Below are 18,736 nucleotides of genomic sequence, written 5' to 3' on the forward strand. Positions count from 1 at the left end.
GGCCGGGCGTCAGCCTAGGAACGCCCGTATCAGCACTCCGGCAGGGCAGATGCAGGGCAGATGCAGGGGACATGCAGGAACATGACAGGATCACCTCCGGGTGTGGTGGAGCATGCCGCTGTGCGGCTTGTGGGGTGCGGGCGGCCAGACCGGCAGGCGGGCTTCGGCGTGCAGGCCGCCGCCCGGCGCTTCCTGGAGCAGGACATGGCCGTTGTTGACGCGGGCGAGGCTTGCGGCGATGGCCAGACCCAGACCGGATCCCTCACCCGGTGCGGCCCGGGGTCCGCGCCAGAACCGGTCACAGGCACGGCCGCGCTCGTCCGGGCTCATCCCGGCCCCGGCGTCGATGCACTGCACCGCTACCATCCCGGCGTCCTCGGCCAGCCGCAGAACGACGGTCGAGGCGGCCGGTGCGGCCCGGACGGCGTTGTCGAGGAAGACATCGAGGATCTGGTCCAATGTGCCCCCGATCGCCCGTGCCACCGGCTGGCTGTCGCTGTCGATGGCGAGGGTGACGTTCTGGGGCGTGGCCACCAGCCTCCAGGAGGCCACCCGTTCCTCAGCAACCGCCAGCACATCGACCGGTTCGGCCGCCTGGGTGCCGGACTCCGCACGGGCGAGCAGCAGCAGCGCGTTGAGGATGCCGGTCATCCGGTCCACTTCCCCAAGGGCCTGCTCCAGGCTGCCCGCCCCGGCCGAAGCCACGTGCGGTTCCAGGTTCTCCAGGCGCAGCCGCAACGCCACCAGCGGAGAGCGCAGTTGATGGGAGGCGTCGGAGACGAACGCCTTCTGCACACTCACCTGCTGTTGCACCTGCACGGCCAGGTGGTTGAAGGTCTCCGCCAACACCCGCAGATCCGGCGGGCCCAGGTGCACTGGTACCCGCGCATCGTGGTCACCTGCGGCGAACTGGCGGGCCGCTGCCTCCAGATACCGCACCGGGCGTAGGATCCACCGGGCGATCGGCTCAGCCAGGAAGCCGTTGAGAGCCAGCGCGAGAGCGGCGATCACGGCGACCACCAGCCACATCCTCAGCTGCTGCACCTGAAGGTCGTCCAGGGCCGAGCACACCACGACCACCCCGACCAGCACCCCGCCGTGGATGACCGGCACCGCGACCACGAGTTCTTCTGAAAGCCTGGATGACTTCCAGTCGGCCGAGTCGGTGGACTGCCCGCGCAGCGCCGCCCGCACCACTTGTTGCTGCGCCAGCTTTTCCGGTGTCAGCAGGCACAACGCTCCCTCGACGGAGCGGCCGTGGGCATCGAAGACGTGGGCGCGGCCTCCGGTGTCGTCCTGATACGCGGCGATCCGCTCACGCAGTTCGTCCCGCTCACCCATCGTCAGGGCCTTGACCGCGGCCGGCGACAGTTGCCTGGCCTGCTGGGCCCGGGTGTGCGCCAGTTCCCGCAGCGCCTCGTCCCCCTGGTCCATGGCCAGCGGCAGGCCCAGCGCAGTGACCACCACAGCCGGTAACGCCACCAGGGCTGCTATTAAGTGACGCCGCACGGCATCCTTCCCCTCACGCCGCGGCGGACCCCGCAGACATCCGGTTTCGTGGTCACGGCCGCTGGGGCAGCACCAGGCGAAACCCCACCCCCCGCACCGCCTCGACCCAGTCCCGGCCGCCGAGTTTGGAACGCAGCGAGCCGATGTGCACGTCCAGCGTCCGGGTGGAGCCGTGCCAGTTGGGATCCCACACCTCGTTGATCAGGTCCTCCCGCTCGCGCACCGCCCCGGCATCGGCCAGCAGCGCGGCGAGCAGGTCGAACTCACGGCGCGTCAGGTGCACGGGGCTTCCCTCCACCTCCACCTGCCGGGTCCGCAGATCCACCGAGATCGGCCCGAACACGCACCGCTCCGCTGCCCCCGCACCGTCGCCGCCGGCCGGCACGGCGCTGTGGGTACGCACCCGGCGGACCACCGCCTCCATACGCGCCAGAAGCTCCCGCATGCTGTACGGCTTGACCAGGTAGTCGTCCGCACCGGCCTGGAGTACCAGGACCCGGTCCAGCTCCTCCGTCCGGGCCGTCACCGCGATGATCGGCACCGCCGACGTCTGGCGGACCCGCCGGCACACCTCCTGCCCGTCCAGATCCGGTAGTCCCAGGTCCAGGAGCATGAAGTCGGTGTGAGACGCCGCGTCGAGCGCCTCCTCGCCGCTGCCCACGCAGTCGACCTTGTGCCCGAAGCGCTGCAGCGCCTCCGACAGCGCCTCGGCGATCCGTATGTCGTCCTCCACCACGAGAACCTGCATCTCCGCACCCCCGTCGCAGTGGAGCCGTCCTCTGACGACCCACCCCGACATCGGATGTTATCGATGAAATCGGAATACATGGATGAAACTAACGGGTAACCGAGCGGACAGCCGAATACATGCATTTATCACATCGGCGTTCCGCGCTATCATCGTCACGTGTCGATGAGTAGGGCCGCCGCCGTGATCCGGGGGACGGCGCGCGGCGACTTCCCCGGCGACACGGCCCATTAAAGCGGAGAGTGACGATGCAACAGACAGAACCAGCCCCCGCAGCCGACCCATGTAACGCCGCCCCGACGGCGGCAGTGGCGCTCTTCCGCTCCCTGGGGGACCCGGCACGACTTGCCATCATTCGCCGCCTGGCCGAGGGCGAGGCACGCGTCACCGACCTGGTCGCCTGCCTGCAACTGGCCCAGTCCACGGTCTCCGCCCACTTGGCCTGCCTGCGCGAGTGCGGACTGGTGGTCTCCCGCCCGCGGGGCCGCGCCTCGCTGTACTCGCTGGCCCGCCCCGAACTGCTGGACCTCCTCGCCTCCGCCGAGCAGCTGCTGGCCGCCACGGGCGAAGCCGTCGACCTCTGCTCCAACTACGGCAAGGGCACCGAAGTCCCCGGGAAGCCCGTCCGATGAGCACCGCCCCGCCACCACCCCTGACGTGACCGCCCCTGCGGAACCTTCCGCGAGCAGATTCCCGGCCGGCTAAAGCCCCTCCAACTCCGGACAGTGCAGCTGGCCTGCCAGATGATATCGGCGGTGGCACGGCAGGCGGTGCCGCGAGTGATCGGCGTCGACGACTTCGCTACGAGCAGGCCGCTCGCGACGGCGACGCGGTCCGGCTCACCGGGATCCGTCCGGGCAAGCACCGCCGGTGGGGCCGGATCCGTGTCCCGGACGACGGCCACGAGACCTCGATGGAGGCGCCGCACCGCACTGGGCCACAGCAGCCAGTGGCAGCCGATCGCGTGTGGGGCAGCGCGTCCGACGGCTGGTGAGTGCACCAGCCTTACGCCGCCGCCCTCCGGCTGGAGCGGCGGACGTAAGGCTGGTGGGCAGGGCCCCAGGCGGGCGTGGTGCGGCGGTGGCTCCTGGCCGGGGCGCCGCCGTGTTGCGCCTGCGGCGCGCTTGCGGGTCTTGGCCGACTGCTGTGCCCCCGGCTACTCCACGGTGATTGCCCACTTCACACCGGAGGGGGCCGAAATGCGAAGGGCTGCCTCTGCTCGTTCGCGTTTCAGGTTGATCTCGTTGTAGGTGCTGCTGACTTCTTTCTGTACACAGTCGAGAGAGAAGCTGAGGTCCGCAGGTTCGAAGCTGACTTTCAGCTTTCCGGCACCCAAGCAGTTGATTTGAATACCAAGTGCGCCAGTCTTGGCCCCTCCGTCCAGAGGGAGTACTGCACTTCCCTGGCGCGAGGCCGCACTCAGCAAGGCCTTGCCGCCGCTGATCGGTTTCGGAGCGTCGGTTACGGTCTCGCCTTCCACGTGCTCTGCTCTGCCGTTCTCAGTGGACGCGGAGGACGGTGCAGAGTGCGTCGTGGAGGCGGTACGCGGTGGTCCCCCAGAAGGCTGCTCATCGCCGGTACATGCGCTGACGCCGCACATGGCCAAGGCCAGCGTCATGCCGCCGACAGCCGCCCGAAGCTGCAGTGGGCGCTGCGTCACTTTTCCCATACGTAACAACCGATCTTGGCCACAGGTGGGGCGGAGTTGGCGGCGGGGCGGGGCTGGGTGTTCTTGGTCGCAGTCCTGTCCGCGGCGTCGGATGCCGGAGCGGGGGGCAGCGTCTGCGCTTGCGCCGCGGTGGGGGCGGCGGCCGGCTCCTCCGGGGCGGTGGGGTAGAGCTCCGCGAGCTGCCGGAGCAGCCGTGCGTATGCCTCACGCTCGGGGCCGCGCGGCTCGGTCGGCTTCCTGGCCGACTCCCAGCCGGACACGGTGGCCCGGCGCACCTGGAGTGCTGCGGCGACTTCGTCCAGCGTCAGGCCGTGCGCGACCCGCAGCCGCTTTCGCTCCTCCGCAGGCGGCAGCGGAGAGCGGGACGCGACCAGCGCGTCGACCGCGTCGAACAGCTCGGACATGGAACACCTCCTGACCCACACCCTACCCCTCAACCCGTAAGGATCGCGTACTTCAGCCGTACGGATCGCGTACGCATGCCGTTCGGAGGGTGGGCCGGTGTGCTGCGGAGGAGCCTGCCTCTCGCAGCGAAGGTTCAGTGCTCTCGTCGGACAGTGAGTGGTGGCCGCCATCAGCAGGACACGGTCAGGGCCAGGGTGGCTACGGCGGTGGCGAAGTAGAAACCGGGAAACGCGAGGTTGTACAGCACGCGGGCGCGCAGATGGAAGGCCAGCGCGCCCAGGTAGAACAGGGCGAGACCGCAGGCCGCGGCGGCGCCAAGGGGGCGCAGCGCGGCGTCGAGGAGGCCGAGGAGGAGGCCCGCCGCACCAGCCAGCTTGAGGGCGGCCAGCCAGGGCAGCCAGGATCGGGAGACACCCACCTCCGCCGAGTTGGCCAGCACGAAGCGCGCCCCGGCGAGGTCGGCGGCGGCGATACCGACATTGACGACGGCGGTGAGCAGGGTGACGAGGAGGAGCGCGAGCTGGATACCGGTCATGCCTTTGAGGGTCCGCGTGCACATCGGCACCGTCCAATACCTGCTTCTATAACCTGGCGGCATGGACGTGGACACGCGCCTGCTCCGGTACTTCGCCGCAGTGGCGGAGGAGGGCAGCCTGACCGGGGCAGCGGAGCGGCTGTTCGTCTCGCAGCCCGCGCTGACACGGCAGATCCGTCGCCTGGAGGACGATCTCGGGGTACGGCTCTTCGCGCGTTCGCGGTCGGGGATGGCGCTGACCGAGGCTGGTCGTGAACTCGCCCTGCGGGTGCCCGTGCTGTTGGACGGCTGGGACGAGGCGGTGCAGGCGACCGGCCGGGCGGCGCGGGTGCTGCGCCTCGGCTTCCTGGACGCGGGCGCAGTGGGTGCCGTCCCCGAAGTCATCGCCGGGTTCCGCCGGGCGCAGCCGGAGTGGCGGGTGGAGCTGCGGCAGTTCGACTGGTCGGATCCGAGCGCCGGCCTGGCCCGGGGTGAGGTGGATGCGGCAGTGGTGCGTCTGCCGTTCCCGGGGCAGGAGCGGTTGACGGTGCGGGAGTTGTTCGTCGAGGAGCGTGGGGTGCTGCTACCGGCCCGGCATCCGCTGGCGAACAGCGAGACGGTGGAGTTCCGGGAGCTGTGGGACGAGCCGTTCGTCGCGGCCGGAGCCGAGACCGGAGCCTGGAGGGAACACTGGCTGGCGGCGGAGGAGCGGGGCGGGCACCTCGTCCGGGTCGGTGCCGTGGCCAGCCGTCCCGACGAGTGGCTCGGAGCGGTGGCGGGCGGCTGCGTGGCGCTGGCCCCGGTGTCGGCGGCCCGTTTCTACTCCCACCCCAACGTGGTGTTCCGTCCGGTCCGCGGGATCTCACCTAGCCGGGTGGGGCTGGCCCGGCCTCGGGGGCGGACGCACGACGCGGCGCTGGATGAGCTGCTGGCGGCCATCGCCCGGCAGCTGAACCCGAGTTGACGACGGGGCCGACACCGCCGGGCTGCCCGGGCGGATCGGCACTGCTCCCGGCGGCCGCGTCGAACGACTCGCCCAGCACGAGGACACTCCCGGCCACCGCAGCAAGGTGCGCTGATCAGCTCGGCAGGCAGCGAGGCCTCCGCGCAGGCACGTGCCCGGAACTGTGGCCTCCATCACGGCGAATGTGATCTTGACCTGGTGAGATCGTCGGATGCTCGGTTTCCTCCTCCGCCTCCTGCCGTTCTGGGTGCGCGAGCCCCTGCTCATCGCGGTCGGGTCCGTTCTCGGCGTACGCATCACGTACCTCGCCGTCCGTGATCACGATCGGGTCGCGGCCGGTCTCGGCGCGGTGTTCCTCGTGTTCACCGCGATACGCGTCCACACGGTGATCCGGGCCCTGCGCGCACGCCGGAACCCGGGTCAGGCGGCCTCCGCGGAGGGGGCGGCCGTCGACGCCGGCGCCCGGCCACAACCACAGCCGCAGCCCGCGCCCCGATTCGAGGCCCAGGCCGGCACCGGGCCCCTTCCCGGCCCCAGCACCGCGGAGAAGGAGCACAACGCATGGAGCCAGGCCGTGGCGGCCGTGGCCGTGTTCGGGGCACTCGCGGCCGCGCTGTGGCTGGCACCACGCTTCACGCCGTCCGACGACAACACCGCCGAGCCCGCCTCGTGTTCGGACGGGGCACACGAGAAGCTTCCGAAGGTCTACAAGGACACGCCGCAGCCGGTGACCGGTGAGGAGCTGTGCAAGGCGCTCAACCACTCAGACCTGGCCGAGCTCCTGGGAACGCCCCAAGAGACCGCGACCACTGCCTCCGGAACCAACAACACCGCTCCCCTCACCGATGGGAGGGTCGCCCAACCGGAGGCCGAGGTCGCGTTCGACACGTACACCGTGAACGTCTCGGCCACCTACAACGAGCTGACGACCGGCCAGTACGTGAAGCTGATGAAGTTCGGGGACGAGAGGGACATCAAGAAGCTCACCGTCCTCGGCCGGCCCGCGGTCCTGTCCTCGGACCACACCATGAAGTTCGAGATCGATCTCGGGAGCAGCGGGTCCGGCGGACCGGTCGAACAAGGCCCCCTGGCCCGGACGCTGTCCGTGGCCCTGGACCGTCATGACCGAGGCGGCTACTGCGACATCACCGTGTGGAGCTCGTCCGGAGCCCTCCCGGACGACAGCGCTCTGCTCGGCATCGCCGAGAAGGTCCTTCCGAGGATCCCCGAACGGCCTGTCCGGTGAGACGGCCTGAGCCCCGCGTTGATGCGCCCAGGTGAGATGACGTCCTCTGCGTTTGGGCCACTCTCCCCCGCCGCGAGCCGGTCCCTGTCGAGCGCCTGGAACAAGAGGAATTCCTTCTTCCTGTGAGTTGGTGGATCCGCTGGGTATCCGGGGTGATCTGCGGCCGCAGGGGTCGTGGGTGCACGGGGGCGCAACTGCGCCTCATGGGAGGGAACTTGATGGGCAACAGGACGTCAGCGATGGCCGCCTTAGCGGGAGCTGCGGTGTTGGTCCTCACCGGGTGCGGGAGCGGCTCCGACTCCGACTCCGAGGAGCAGCCGTTCGAGGGCAAGAGCGCCGACAAGATCGCAGCCGAAGCGGTCAAGGCGACCGAGCAGGCCGACTCGATGCACGTGCAGGGCAACCTGCGGCAGGCCGATGGGGCGGCACTGGACGTGGATCTCTCCGTGGACCAGCGCAAGAACTGCGAGGGCACGGTGAAGACGGCCGGAGCGACGGCTGACGTGCGCCACGTGAACGCCACGCTGTACCTGCGGGGGAACGAGGCGTACTGGAAGAAGGCCCTCAAGGACCAGCCCCGGGGCGACCGGATCGTGCCGAAGGTGAGCGACAAGTGGGTGAAGGCTCCCGCCGACGACTCCATGACGCAGGGCCTGTGCGACAAGCAGGGGCTGGTGGCGTCGATGGACGAGGACAAGTCCGAGCGCAAGGGGCTGAAGAAGGGGGCCACGACGACCGTGGACGGCAAGAAGGCCATCCGGCTGACCAAGAAGTCGGCGGGCGGTGAGACGCTCAGCCTGTTCGTGGCCACCGAGGGCAAGCCCTACATCCTGCGCACCACCACCAGCGGCGGGAAGAGCCCCAACACCGCCACGTTCAGCGAGTACGGCAAGGCCGTGAACCCCGAGAAGCCCGCTGCCGGTGACACCGTCGACCTCAACGAGGTCGCCTCCTCGGGGCAGACCAGCTGACCTGTGCACGGTACGGCAGCAAGGCCCGCAGCCGTCAGCGCCGCCTCCGCCTCGGCGGTCGACGGCAGGAGTGAGCCGACGGGAGCGGCCGGCGCCGAAACCGGTGGCGTTGTCCGCCCGTCGCCGGCGGGGCCGTGTCCTGCGCACGGCCCCGTCAGGCGCTCTGCTTCTGCGGGTGCAGGTCGAGTGCGATGTGCGGGGCGAGCGCGTGAAGGAAGTCGGGGGCATCGAAGATCTCGCCGGCGGAGACGACGCCGACAGCTTTGGTGCGGCCGGTCAGGACGCGCTCGAGGGCCTCGGCGACCAGGGGCGCGGTAACGGCGTAGATGTCCTGGCCGCTGGCCGTGGCCCGGCGTTCGGCTCCGCCGGAGCGCACGACCACGTCGACGACGAAGGTCTGGTCGGAGCGCCCGCTCTCGTCGGCGGCGGTCGGGGCCGGAGTGTGGGGAGCTGCGACGTCGCGGGCCGCCTCGGCGCTCATGTAGGTGGTCACCTCGGGGATGGACAGGTGCTGGGAAACGGTGACGGCGTCCGCCATCGTGAACTCCCCGATCACCTTCCGCGGTCCCATCGGTTCCGGGAAGGTCCACTCCAGGGTGGGCGCGGCGTCGGTGCGGTGCTCCCATTGTCCGCCGCTGTAGCGCAGGCGGTGGTCGCCGCGCCGCTTGCGGGAGACCGCGCCCGAGAGCCGGGTGCCGGAGGTGGGGTGCCAGTTGCTGAGCGCGTAGGCGATGTGAGCCTCGTCGGCCTCGGTCCAGTCGCCCATCGCCACGGTGGCCAGCAGGTCGCCGAGGCCGCCGAAGAAGGCCATGGCCGGGACGATCACCGCTCCCGCCTCCCGGGCCCGCTCGCGGTAGTGGGCGAAGGTGTCGAGGTTGGCCTCGAGCTCGGCGGCCACGTCCAGGTAGGGAATGTTCGCGCGGAGCGAGGCCTCGATGACGGGGCCGGTGGTCGAGGCGAAGGGGCCGGCGCAGTTGATGACCGCCGCCGTGCCCGCCAGGGCCCGATCCAGCGAAGCCGGGTCCTCGACCGAGGCCACCCGGGCCTCCAGCCCGTGTTCGCGGGCCAGCTCCTCCAAGGTCTGCGCGTTGCGCCCGGACAGCACCGGGACGAACCCACGCGCGGCCAGCTCCGCGACCACGAACCGACCGGTGTGACCGTACGCGCCGAACACCGCCACCAGCCGACCTGACCCCATGAGACTCTCCCGTGCCCTCGAACGCTCGCCGCGATGTCGAACCGCTGCGGCCCGACACCCACATCCTGGCCTCACGGCGGCACCCCGCACGACTGTCGGAAACGACACGACGCATACAGTTTCGGACATGCCTGCTGTCGCGCTGGCCGTCACCGACGGCATGCTCCACTACGAACTGTCCGTGGCCGTTGAGATCTTCGGAGCCGACCTGAGCCACATCGTGGACCCCTGGTACGACTTCTCCGTCTGCGGAAGCGGTCCGGTACGCCTCGACCGCTTCCGCCTTGAACCCGACCACGGACTCGACCACCTCACGCACGCGGACACGGTGATCGTCCCCGGCTGGGCCGACACCGACCAGGACCCGCCCGCCGAGCTGGTCGAGGCGGTACGCGGCGCCCACGAGGCCGGCGCCCGCGTGGCCTCACTGTGCACGGGTGCCTTCGTCCTGGGCGCGGCAGGACTGCTGGACGGCAGGCGCGCGACCACGCATTGGGCCCACACCGGGGAGCTGGCCCGGCGCCACCCAGCGGCCACCGTCGATCCGGACGTCCTGTACGTCGACAACGGCGACGTCCTCACCTCCGCGGGCAAGGCCGCCGCCATGGACCTGTGTCTGCACCTGGTCCGCCTCGACCACGGCTCGGCCAACGCCAACAAGATCGCCCGCCGGCTGGTCATTCCGCCCCACCGCGACGGCGGCCAGGCCCAGTTCATCGCCACTCCCCTCCCCGCCCCGGGCAACCACCCACTGGACGAGCTCTTCCCCTGGGCGCTGGAGCGGCTGGACCAACCGCTCACCGTGGAGGACCTGGCCCGCCAGGCACGCATGAGCTCACGCCACCTCGGCCGCTACTTCAAACACCTCACCGGCACCACACCACTGCGCTGGCTTCACACCCAGCGCATCCGCCACGCCCAGGAACTGCTGGAGACCACCAACGCCACCGTGGACACCATCGCCGCGGCCACCGGCATGGGCACCGCCACCACCCTGCGCCGCCATTTCCACCGCAGCGTCGGCGTCCCACCCGACACCTACCGCCGCACCTTCCGCCCCTGAGGAGTGGTCTCCAAGACCCCACCGGGGAATCGGGTGTGGTGCCTCGCGTGCCGCGCGGCACCCCCGTGATGTCAGGCGGCGCGCTTCACGTGGCGGACCAGCCACCTCAGCAGGGCATCCAGGTCGGCGGCGGCCGAGAGGACCCGGTCGACCGCCTCGGGCGTGTGCAGCCATTCCGCGCAACCGAGGGGCCGCGCGGCGATCAGCGAACGGTGGCGCAGCAGGTGCGTACGGGAGTGGTCCGCCGGATAGCCACGCGGAGGGCGCTTCATCATGTCCCCCGAGATGTCGTAGCCCTTCTTCCGCACCTCCTCGACGATGCCGGACAGCTCCCGGCCGCTCCCCTCGGAGGCCACGGCCTTGCGGAACATGTCCACCTGGCCGGGATCGGGGTACCACCAGGCGCCCTGGATCCGCAGGCCGTCCAGGTCGAACCGGAGACCGATCTCGATCTTGCGGCCGAGCCGGATCACCGCGCTCTGGTGCTGCCACCACCAGGAGTCGGTGCGGTAGTGCCAGACGGAGAAGTCCTCGTACCGGGGGTCGGTGTCCGCGACCTCGTTCAGCAGGGCGATCATCGGCTGCCGGACCAGGCGCTCGCGGTCCGCGCGGCAGCGCTCGCGGGTCGCGTGGGTCGGTTCGCCCTGCAGCTGCCACAACACGTCCATGGCCTGCTCCGGCCAGCCGGTGAACTGTCCACGCATGCGCGCAGGTTAGCTCACCCGTGATCCGTGCGCGGGGCAGTGAGACGGGCGGGGAGGTGCAGCCGCAGGCAAGGGGGGGTGTTGCGGCGGGGCTCGCCGGCCGGTTCGCTGTGCTGTGCGCGGTGGGTGGGTTCACCCAGACCCGTCCCTGCCGCCCACGGGTGTGAACTGTCAGGAACGGGAAGGAAGTCGGCGGGAGCCGGGAGAGCGGGGAGGCGCTGTGGGGAGCGAGATCTCGGACAGGGTCCGGTACAGCATCACGCACACCTACGTCACGCGGCACGTCGGTGACAGCACACAGACGGCGACATTGGTCAACGCGGAGGTGGGCAGCCTGGACCGGTTCGCCGAGCGGCCGAGCGAGATAGGCGCATGCTGCGAGCACTGCGAGGCACGGCTGCGGGTCGTGCTCCGGTCCACGGCCGACGTACGGCAGCGGCGGCGTACACATCGGCTGCTGTGGCCGGTGTGGGCGCTGCTGGCCGTGTCGAGCGTCTGGGGTTTCGTGCATGTGCTGCGGACCGGTGACGGCTTGGGGGAGGCGGACCTCCGCCTGTACCTCACCGCGGCCGCGATCGTCCTGTTCGGGTACAGCACCTTGCGCAGTCTGGTCCTGGCCCAGGGCTTTGACACCCCCGAGGTGACCAGGACGGATGACCGGGAGCCGTACGGGGTTGACCACAGCTGGACCACGCCCCGGCAGGCGGACGCCGAGAACCGCAGGTGACGCCTATGAACACCGCATGCGAAAGGTCCGGAAAGGGCGTTGTCGGTCCCGCTCGTCCCGTCCGACAATGTCACGGCCGCCACCAAGGCGGCAGCCGGGACCGGCACCGCACGCACCTGAAGGTGTCCCCCGCCGTGTGACGGGGGTCTGTGGTGCTGCGCATTCACTTCACCGCGGAGGATCTCGCCCGCACCCGGGTGGCCAGTACCATCGGGGCCGCCGCGGAGACGTACTACAGCCTGGAGATGTTGTGCGGGCGCTCGCTCCCGTTGCCCTTCCAACGGTGGCGCGCCACGGTGGCCGGCCTGCTGGGCCAGGACGCCGGGCCACTCACCGCGCTGCTGCCGGCCCGGGGCCCGGGCCTCGACCTGCTGGCGCTGGCCGGTGACTCGCCCGACATCGACCACGCCGTGGAGGCTCTGCTGCGGGCACCGCGCACCCTGGTACGCCGCGAACTGGAACCCGTCGCCGTCGGCCCCGCCCACATGCCGTGGGCGCGGGCCCTCGCCGACTGGGACGCCGATGCCCGGCGGCTGCTGGCGGCCAGCCTCGCGGCTTGCCACCGGGTGGCCGTCGCACCGTACTGGGCGGCTGCCCGGTCACAGCTGGAGGCCGTACGGGCGCAGTACGCCCGCACGTTCCTGGAAGGCGGAGTTGACGCCCTGCTGGCCGCTCTGAGCCCTTCGCTGGTGCGCTGGCAACCGCCCGTGCTGGAGATACGCCACCCCCGCCCGGTCGAGATCCACCTGGGCGGCAGAGGGCTGGTCCTGACGCCGACGCTGTTCTCCTGGCGTGCGTTCAGCCTGCTGTACGACCCGTACGACGACGCGTCGTTGCCGCGGCTCACCGTACCCGCGGTGACCGACCCGGCCACCGGCGCCGCACTGTGGCAGCCCCGGGGCCCCGTGAGCGGCGATCCCCTGGGCGCTCTGCTCGGACGTACCCGGGCCACCGCGCTGCGCGTGGCTGCCGGCGGTTGCAGCACCACCGAACTGGCCGCGCGGCTGGGTGTCTCGCCGGCCGCCGTCAGCCAGCACACCAGGGCGCTGCGCGAGGCGCGCCTCATCACCACCAGCCGGCGCGGTGGTTCCGTGCTGCACATGGCCACCGCCCTGGGCCGGGAACTGCTGGACGGGAACCGATAGCACCGCGCAGCGTGGCCGGGGCCCTTAAGCCATGGCTTAAGGGCCTGGCCGCCCGTGCCGGCAGCCCGGAGCATTCATGGCGTTCGGCGTTTCCGGATGGCCGGTGCCGAACTCCTGGAGAAAGGAGAACGCCGATGATCAAGCGTGTCCTGTCGAGGGCGACGGCGCTGGCTGCGGGAACGGCGGCAACACTGGCCGCGGCGGCCCTGTTCGCTGCACCGGCTCAGGCGACAGCAACCGCGTGGAACACCTGGGACAATCTGGCCTACGCCGATCGCTGTCTCGACGGCAGTGCATCCCAGGGGGTCCGCCTCAACACCTGCAACGGGAGCTCCTACCAGAAATGGGACTATTTCTGGGACAGCACCGCTGCGATCAGGCATTACCAGTCCGGGCGGTGCCTCGACGGCAGCGTCTCCCAGGGGGTCCGGCTCGTCGCCTGCAACGGAAGCACGTACCAGAAGTGGCGTCCCACCTCCTCCACCGGCGAGATCAGGCACGTTCAGTCCGGGCGGTGCCTCGACGGCAGCGTGTCCCAGGGGATCCGGCTCGTCGCCTGCAACGGAAGCCTCTACCAGCACTGGGGATAGACCACCCCGCCGTTTCACCCGGGGCCGGCTGACCGGGGGGCGCAAACGCGCAGGTGGGGTGAAGCGGATGGACCGACGAGGGGCCGCCCTCCGCACGAGGTGGGCGGTCGGCGGCCCTGGTCGGCACATGGCGGCGGTCAGTGGGGGAGCCGCTCCATGAGCCAGTGGCACAGCTCTTCGGTGACGGCGGTGTGTGCGGTGGTCGCGGACGAACAGACGAATTCGTCCAACTCGCTCTCGTCCGGGTTCAGTTCGTGGATGCTCGCGTACAGGTCGTCCTGCTTGTCGATGGTGCGGATCGCGACCGCGCTGACCGAGGGGACGAAGCAGACCTCCTCGTGCCGCAGATCCGCCTTGCCGCCGAGCTTCTTGATCGTGTCGGCGAGGATCCTGTAGGTGTGCAGGGTCCCACCCGGCGCGCCGTCCAGTTCCGGGAAGCCGCTGGTCGTGATGGTCTTCTCGGCCTTGGGGAACCGGCGGTTCAGGTAAGCGGCGGTGACGTCGTCGCCCTGGGCCTGGGTGTAGAAGGCGGTGCCCGGGTAGATCCGGTCGATCCGCAGCGCGACATCGCCGGGCTTCACGTCCGGCAGGCCGACCCCGTCCGCGCGGCCGTTGGCCACGGCGACCTTCATCGGGATCGCCGGCCAGTTGCCGACCCGCTCCAGCTCGGCCAGGAACTCCGTGCGCTCCGGCGCGACGCCGATCTTGCCGGTGTCCTTGTCGTAGTGCTGCCACAGCATCTGGCGCGCGGCCGGGCTGTTCATCTGCTTCGCGAAGTCGTTCGGGAAGGGGATGAAGTGGGAGAACGCCTGCACGCCGACCGGGATGGAAGCGCCGCGGTGGGGGCTGTCGTAGGAGAAGTACAGCGCGGTCCGGTGGTCGACGTGCTCCTTCTCCATCTTGGCGAGTGCGTAGCGGGTGACGATGCCGCCCATGCTGAAGCCGCCGACGACCAGACGGTCGTCGCCCTGCTGCCTTCCGGTGGCCTGAATGACGGCGGCCACGACCGTCTCCGCGTTGTCCAGGATCGAGGCGCTGCGCTCCTCGAAACCGAGCAGGATCACGTCCCTGCCACGTCGGCGCAGCTCGCTGATGAACGCGAAGTCGCCGCCCTCCAGGCCTTGGTAGAGCGCGTCGAGCTTGCTCCGACCGAGGTTGAAGCCGTCGGCCATGATCACGGGCCGGGTGAGACTGCGGTTGCCCTCACCGAGGAAGACCCACGCGAAGCCGTTCGGCAGGGGCCACTCCTCGTGCTCCGGCACCTCGATGGTCCCGGCGGATTCGGCGATCAGCGGACCGCCGAGAGTGAACGAACCAACGTTGGGCTCGGTCGTCGCAGACATGGACGTACTCCTCGTGAGGGGGGTGGGTGAGACGACGTCATCATGAGGGGCGATTCGGGCGTATCGCCCTTCTGGGCTGCGGAGTTCACCACATTTGATGGAGCACGCACGGGAAGTGTTTGACGTGCCCGGCATGTGCTGCCGGCCTGGCGAGGCCAGCGCCGAGGGACGACATGGTCCATGACGAGCCCGCCGCATGCGGGGTCCCGGTCCAACCGACGGGACCCCGCACGCGTGCTCACGTCGGTCAGCTCGGCTGGTCTCCGGTGTAGCGGTAGATGCCGCCGGCGGAGTTGACGACCCACACGGTGCCGTCGGCAGCCGCGCCCGTCGGACCGGAGGTCAGCCGCTGCGTACGAGGCGGACGACGACGGGGGCGCCGAAGGGGGCGCCGGACTGATTGACCTGGACGTGTCCGGCGCCCAGCCACGTGCCGGTGCCGGGCACCCGGTGGATCTGCGACAGCCACAGCGACTGACGTGAATCCTCGCGGGCCCCGGTCGAGGTGGGCAGGCGGCGGCGTTCCACCTTCACGCACTCGCCGTCGTCGGTCAGGTACCAGTTGCCCTGAAGGAACAGACCCTTGTCGTCCTGCCCCACCGGGGTCCGCGCGGCGCACTCGCCGGGCGCCGGCTCCTGCTCGACCCACTTCGAGCCGTCCCAGCGCAGTCGCAGGTACTCGTCCGCGGGTTCGTCGTCGATCTCGCCGTGGTTGAAGGTGTTGGTGCCGTACGCGCGCACCTCGCCGCTGTCGAGCGGGAAGACCTGGACGAGTTCGGCGCTGGGTTCCGGCGGGAGCGGTTCGTCGAAGCCGGCCTGCGGAGTCCTGACCGACTTCCAGCTCGTGCCGTCCCAGTGCATGGAGGCGGGCTGGCTGTAGCGCACGCCGTAGCCTGCTTCGGTGCCCGGGCCCGTCGAGCGGCTGCCGACCGCCCAGACGTCGTGCGGTCCCGCCACGGCGAGGTCGGTGGTGCGGTACGGGAGCCGGGTCGTGGTCCAGCCAGTGCCGTCCCAGTGCCGGGCGGACCGCTCGCCGGCCTGCAGGGCCCAGATGTCGTCCGGGCCCGCGGCCTCCAGGTCCATGACCGGGCCCGGCGGCGGGTCCGGCACCGCGGACCAGCGGGTGCCGTCCCACCTCGCCCAGGAGTTCTCGGCGGTGTCCTGCTGAGAGGACTGCTGTCCCAGCCACAGGGCCTGGTCACCGATCTCTTCGAGCACGAGCGGAGCCACGACGGTGCCGACGGCCTCGGGGACCGGCTCACGCTTCCACCGCGTACCGTCGAAGTGCAGCAGATACGGGCGGGACCCGGCGGTGTGGCCGCTCCCGACGGCCCAGACGTCGTCCTCGGCGAGAGCGGCGACATCCACCAGGTTTCCGCCGCCCTCCTCGATGTGTTCGAACTCCCAGGCCAGGGAAACCGTGGAGGCGTTCGGCGGGCCGCTCGTGTCGCCGGGGCGCGTGGTGCCGGCGGGGCGCGTGGTGCGGGAGGCGGTCGGCTCGGAGTCCGTGCCGCACCCCGCGGCCGTGAGCACCGCGGCCAGTACGGCGACGGCCGCCGCTGTGCCCCTGGTCCAAGTCCCCGCAGAGCTGCGCATGACCGCCCTCCCCTGTCGCTCCCCTTGCCGACGCCCATCCTCCCCGACCGCTCAGAGGTCTCTTCGCAGGAGAAGGCACATCGTCTCGTGGCGACGGATCAACCCGTCAGGTCCTTCTGCGTCCCAGGCATCAGGCCGGCGGCCGTACACGGCGTATCCCAGGCGCTCGTACAGGGCGCGCGCCCGCGGGTTGGTCTCCTCGACGGCGAGTTCGGCCCTGCGCAGGCCGCGGTTGGTGATCCTGTGCTCGGCGGCTCGGATCAGCAACGTTCCCAGGCCGCACGACTGCAGTGCCGGGAGCACGGCGAGCTGCCACAGGGTTCCGGCTCCCCTGGAAACCTGGTAGTCGATGCCGCCGATCGCCACCGGCAGGTCCACCGGGGTGCATACAGCCAGGTAGTCCACCTCGCCGGCGGCAGCGCGCGTCAACTCCCGCTCCACCTGGCGCAGATGGGTGGCGGAGCCCGACCACGTGCATGCGGTCAGGTCTCGGGGCAGCAGGTCGCGCACACTGACGCGTACGACGGCGGTGGCATCGGTGGATCCGTGTGCGGTGGTCACGGCCGTGAGCATGCCGACCGACGCAACGGCACGGCAATGCATTTCCGGGACCGGTGCCGGGTGCCGGCCTGGCCCGCGGCATGGTGCTGCCGCTTTGCCGTACGCGTCCGAGCTTCGGGTCAGGTGGCGGGGCGGGTGCCCGTGCGACCTGCGGTCGCCAGGAGCGTGCCGGCGGCTGCACCGTTGACACCCGGCTCGGCCGTCCGGCCGAGCAGCGGACGCCCCCGGCAGCCATGCCGGGGGCGGGGGCCGGGCACGGACACCGGGCCGGCAGCCGCTGGGCGGATCCTGGCCGTGCTGCACACCCGCCGTGCGGGTCAGGCGGTGCTGAGTGGGTGGGCTGCCGTGGCGGAGCGTGGGGGCCATGCGTGGGGGGCGAGGATGCCGAGGACGTAGGCGCGGGCGACGAGCGCGGGGCGGGTGGCGGCGCCCAGGAGTTGCCGCAGGCGGCTGAGGTGGTAGTCGAGCGTCTGCCGGGACAGTTTCAGCGAGGTGGCGATGTCGCTGTTGCTGCTGCCCTGGGCCAGGAGGGACAGGATGCGGATCTGTGCGGCGGTGAGTGGCGGGTGGGCCTCGTGGGCGAGGCTCTGGTGGGTGACCACGGCCCAGACGTGGCGGGCCCGGCTGGTGGAATGGCCGATTGTCGTCAGGTGGAGCTCCGCGCGGCGTTGCAGCCCCTGGGGGTCGACGAGCAGGGCGGTTGTCTCCACGCGCCGGGTGCGGCGGGCTATCAGGCTGTTCCACCGGTGGTGCAGCGTGTCGAGGCCGCGGGCGGGCTCGGGGGCGAGCAGGGTGTGGGCGCGGCGGCCGACCAGGTCGGGCAGGCTGAGACCGAAGAGTTCCGCGGCTGCCGCGCTTGCTTCGATCACGCGCCCGTTGGCCGACAGCAGGGCACAGGGCAGTCCGCTGTGGTCGCGCAGGGCGCTGAGGTTTTCCTCGGCCTCCTGGCGCTGGGCGGTGGCGCGCAGGTGGTCGGTGATGTCCACGTAGATCCCGGCGATGCAGGTGCGGGCGTGTTCCCGTACGGGGAAGCGGTGGCCGAACGCCCGGCCTGTGCTGCCGTCCGGGCGCCGGTAGCGCAGGGTGTGGCGCACCGGCGTGCCCCGGGTGAGGATCTGTTGGTCGAGGGCGCGGAAGCGGTCGGCCTCGGCGGGAGTGTCGAAGTCCTCGATGTACTTGCCGACCAGTTGCCGGGGGACGGTGCCGTAGAGGTGCGCGTAGGCGTGGTTGGCCCACAGGTAGCGGCCGTGGCGGTCCCGGATGAAGGCGGCGGCCGGGGCGAGGTCCACGAGGTCCGCGAAGGCGGTGTAGCCGCGGGGCACCGCGGCGTGGGTGTCGGGTTCTGTCGCGTGAGTGCGGGCGCGGTGCTCGGGGTGGTGCCGGACGACGTCGAGGGTGCGGCCGTCGACGGGGATGCGGCCGTCGACGGGGGTGCGGCTGTCTGCGGGGGGCTGCCGTCGGCCATCGTCGTTCCGGTGCGCGGGAGTTGCGGGGTCTGGGCGGGTCCGGTCCGGGAGGCGCTGTGCGGTGTCCGGGCCGGTGAGGGCGTCGCCTCTCCGTTCCCGTGCCTGCTGCGGCTCGTCGGCTTCCTCCCGGACCACGGGGGGGTGCTCGAGCAGTGTCTTGGGGCTGGGATCGTCCACAGCGGTCTCCGTCCGTATGCGACTGGCTGACGCACAGTCACATGACGTTGGATATCCCGCTCGGTCCGGCACAAGCTCCGTTCCCGGCCGAAGTGCCGAAAGTGGACGGTGGACCGAGGGACTGCTCCACCGGCGGGTGC

At 70.9% G+C, this 18,736-nt stretch carries 18 protein-coding genes and 1 pseudogene; 8 read left to right on the top strand and 11 right to left on the bottom strand.

Translation table 11 applies throughout. From position 1 onward, the window contains the following. Nucleotides 1-90 precede the first annotated feature (90 nt). Entirely contained in the window at nt 91-1,467 is a 1,377-nt protein-coding gene (locus AC0ZLC_RS24995; RefSeq protein WP_476754201.1) for a sensor histidine kinase, read from the bottom strand. Nucleotides 1,468-1,561: 94 nt separating this feature from the next. Continuing rightward, a complete protein-coding gene (locus tag AC0ZLC_RS25000; RefSeq protein WP_476754202.1) occupies nt 1,562-2,257 on the bottom strand; it encodes a response regulator transcription factor in 696 nt (231 codons plus the stop codon). Between the two features lie 308 nt (nt 2,258-2,565). Here AC0ZLC_RS25000 and AC0ZLC_RS25005 point away from each other — a divergent pair, with 308 nt between their 5' ends. Further along, complete coding sequence (locus AC0ZLC_RS25005) at nt 2,566-2,889, top strand: ArsR/SmtB family transcription factor (protein WP_476754203.1); 324 nt, start codon at nt 2,566-2,568, stop codon at nt 2,887-2,889. 524 nt (nt 2,890-3,413) lie between these two features. Here the strand turns inward: AC0ZLC_RS25005 and AC0ZLC_RS25010 are convergent. From AC0ZLC_RS25010 to AC0ZLC_RS25020, 3 genes and pseudogenes are all read right to left on the bottom strand, one after another. After that, entirely contained in the window at nt 3,414-3,737 is a 324-nt protein-coding gene (locus AC0ZLC_RS25010) for a hypothetical protein (RefSeq protein ID WP_476754204.1), read from the bottom strand. A gap of 212 nt (nt 3,738-3,949) precedes the next feature. After that, nucleotides 3,950-4,330, bottom strand: a pseudogene (locus AC0ZLC_RS25015) (helix-turn-helix domain-containing protein); the annotation flags it as partial. 170 nt (nt 4,331-4,500) lie between these two features. Then, nucleotides 4,501-4,866, bottom strand: coding sequence for a DoxX family protein (locus AC0ZLC_RS25020; RefSeq protein ID WP_476754205.1), 366 nt, complete (start codon nt 4,864-4,866; stop codon nt 4,501-4,503). 61 nt (nt 4,867-4,927) lie between these two features. Between AC0ZLC_RS25020 and AC0ZLC_RS25025 the strand changes: the two genes are divergently transcribed. The 3 genes from AC0ZLC_RS25025 to AC0ZLC_RS25035 all read left to right on the top strand — a co-directional run bounded on the left by AC0ZLC_RS25025 (nt 4,928) and on the right by AC0ZLC_RS25035 (nt 8,026). Further along, a complete protein-coding gene (locus tag AC0ZLC_RS25025; protein ID WP_476754206.1) occupies nt 4,928-5,809 on the top strand; it encodes a LysR family transcriptional regulator in 882 nt (293 codons plus the stop codon). A gap of 211 nt (nt 5,810-6,020) precedes the next feature. Beyond that, nucleotides 6,021-7,055: a DUF6215 domain-containing protein gene (locus AC0ZLC_RS25030; protein ID WP_476754207.1), complete on the top strand. Its 1,035-nt coding sequence runs from the start codon at nt 6,021-6,023 to the stop codon at nt 7,053-7,055. Nucleotides 7,056-7,318: 263 nt separating this feature from the next. Continuing rightward, nucleotides 7,319-8,026: a hypothetical protein gene (locus AC0ZLC_RS25035; protein WP_476754208.1), complete on the top strand. Its 708-nt coding sequence runs from the start codon at nt 7,319-7,321 to the stop codon at nt 8,024-8,026. Between the two features lie 154 nt (nt 8,027-8,180). Here AC0ZLC_RS25035 and AC0ZLC_RS25040 read toward each other — a convergent pair whose 3' ends face one another. After that, on the bottom strand, nt 8,181-9,224 hold the full coding sequence (locus tag AC0ZLC_RS25040) for a saccharopine dehydrogenase family protein (RefSeq protein ID WP_476754209.1): 1,044 nt from the start codon (nt 9,222-9,224) through the stop codon (nt 8,181-8,183). A 127-nt stretch (nt 9,225-9,351) separates the two neighbouring features. Between AC0ZLC_RS25040 and AC0ZLC_RS25045 the strand changes: the two genes are divergently transcribed. Continuing rightward, nucleotides 9,352-10,287, top strand: coding sequence for a helix-turn-helix domain-containing protein (locus AC0ZLC_RS25045; RefSeq protein ID WP_476754210.1), 936 nt, complete (start codon nt 9,352-9,354; stop codon nt 10,285-10,287). Between the two features lie 71 nt (nt 10,288-10,358). Here AC0ZLC_RS25045 and AC0ZLC_RS25050 read toward each other — a convergent pair whose 3' ends face one another. Further along, the gene (locus tag AC0ZLC_RS25050) at nt 10,359-10,991 is read right to left on the bottom strand and encodes a DUF2461 family protein (protein WP_476754211.1); all 633 of its coding nucleotides are present in this window, start codon (nt 10,989-10,991) and stop codon (nt 10,359-10,361) included. A gap of 220 nt (nt 10,992-11,211) precedes the next feature. On the opposite strand from AC0ZLC_RS25050, the gene AC0ZLC_RS25055 reads away from it, so the two are divergent. From AC0ZLC_RS25055 to AC0ZLC_RS25065, 3 genes are all read left to right on the top strand, one after another. Then, nucleotides 11,212-11,718, top strand: coding sequence for a hypothetical protein (locus AC0ZLC_RS25055; protein ID WP_476754212.1), 507 nt, complete (start codon nt 11,212-11,214; stop codon nt 11,716-11,718). A gap of 152 nt (nt 11,719-11,870) precedes the next feature. Continuing rightward, nucleotides 11,871-12,863: an ArsR/SmtB family transcription factor gene (locus AC0ZLC_RS25060; protein WP_476754213.1), complete on the top strand. Its 993-nt coding sequence runs from the start codon at nt 11,871-11,873 to the stop codon at nt 12,861-12,863. A 134-nt stretch (nt 12,864-12,997) separates the two neighbouring features. Further along, on the top strand, nt 12,998-13,453 hold the full coding sequence (locus AC0ZLC_RS25065; protein ID WP_476754214.1) for an RICIN domain-containing protein: 456 nt from the start codon (nt 12,998-13,000) through the stop codon (nt 13,451-13,453). A gap of 137 nt (nt 13,454-13,590) precedes the next feature. On the opposite strand, the gene AC0ZLC_RS25070 is transcribed toward AC0ZLC_RS25065, so the two are convergent. The 4 genes from AC0ZLC_RS25070 to AC0ZLC_RS25085 form a co-directional block, all read right to left on the bottom strand. Then, a complete protein-coding gene (locus AC0ZLC_RS25070) occupies nt 13,591-14,796 on the bottom strand; it encodes an esterase/lipase family protein (RefSeq protein ID WP_476754215.1) in 1,206 nt (401 codons plus the stop codon). Nucleotides 14,797-15,138: 342 nt separating this feature from the next. Continuing rightward, a complete protein-coding gene (locus AC0ZLC_RS25075) occupies nt 15,139-16,392 on the bottom strand; it encodes a hypothetical protein (RefSeq protein WP_476754216.1) in 1,254 nt (417 codons plus the stop codon). A gap of 51 nt (nt 16,393-16,443) precedes the next feature. Continuing rightward, nucleotides 16,444-16,965, bottom strand: a complete 522-nt coding sequence (locus tag AC0ZLC_RS25080) for a GNAT family N-acetyltransferase (RefSeq protein WP_476754217.1) — start codon at nt 16,963-16,965, stop codon at nt 16,444-16,446. Nucleotides 16,966-17,270: 305 nt separating this feature from the next. Continuing rightward, a complete protein-coding gene (locus tag AC0ZLC_RS25085) occupies nt 17,271-18,596 on the bottom strand; it encodes a PAS domain S-box protein (protein ID WP_476754218.1) in 1,326 nt (441 codons plus the stop codon). Between the last annotated feature and the right edge of the window lie 140 nt (nt 18,597-18,736).

This window comes from Streptomyces sp. GLSS-08 (genome assembly GCF_056387915.1).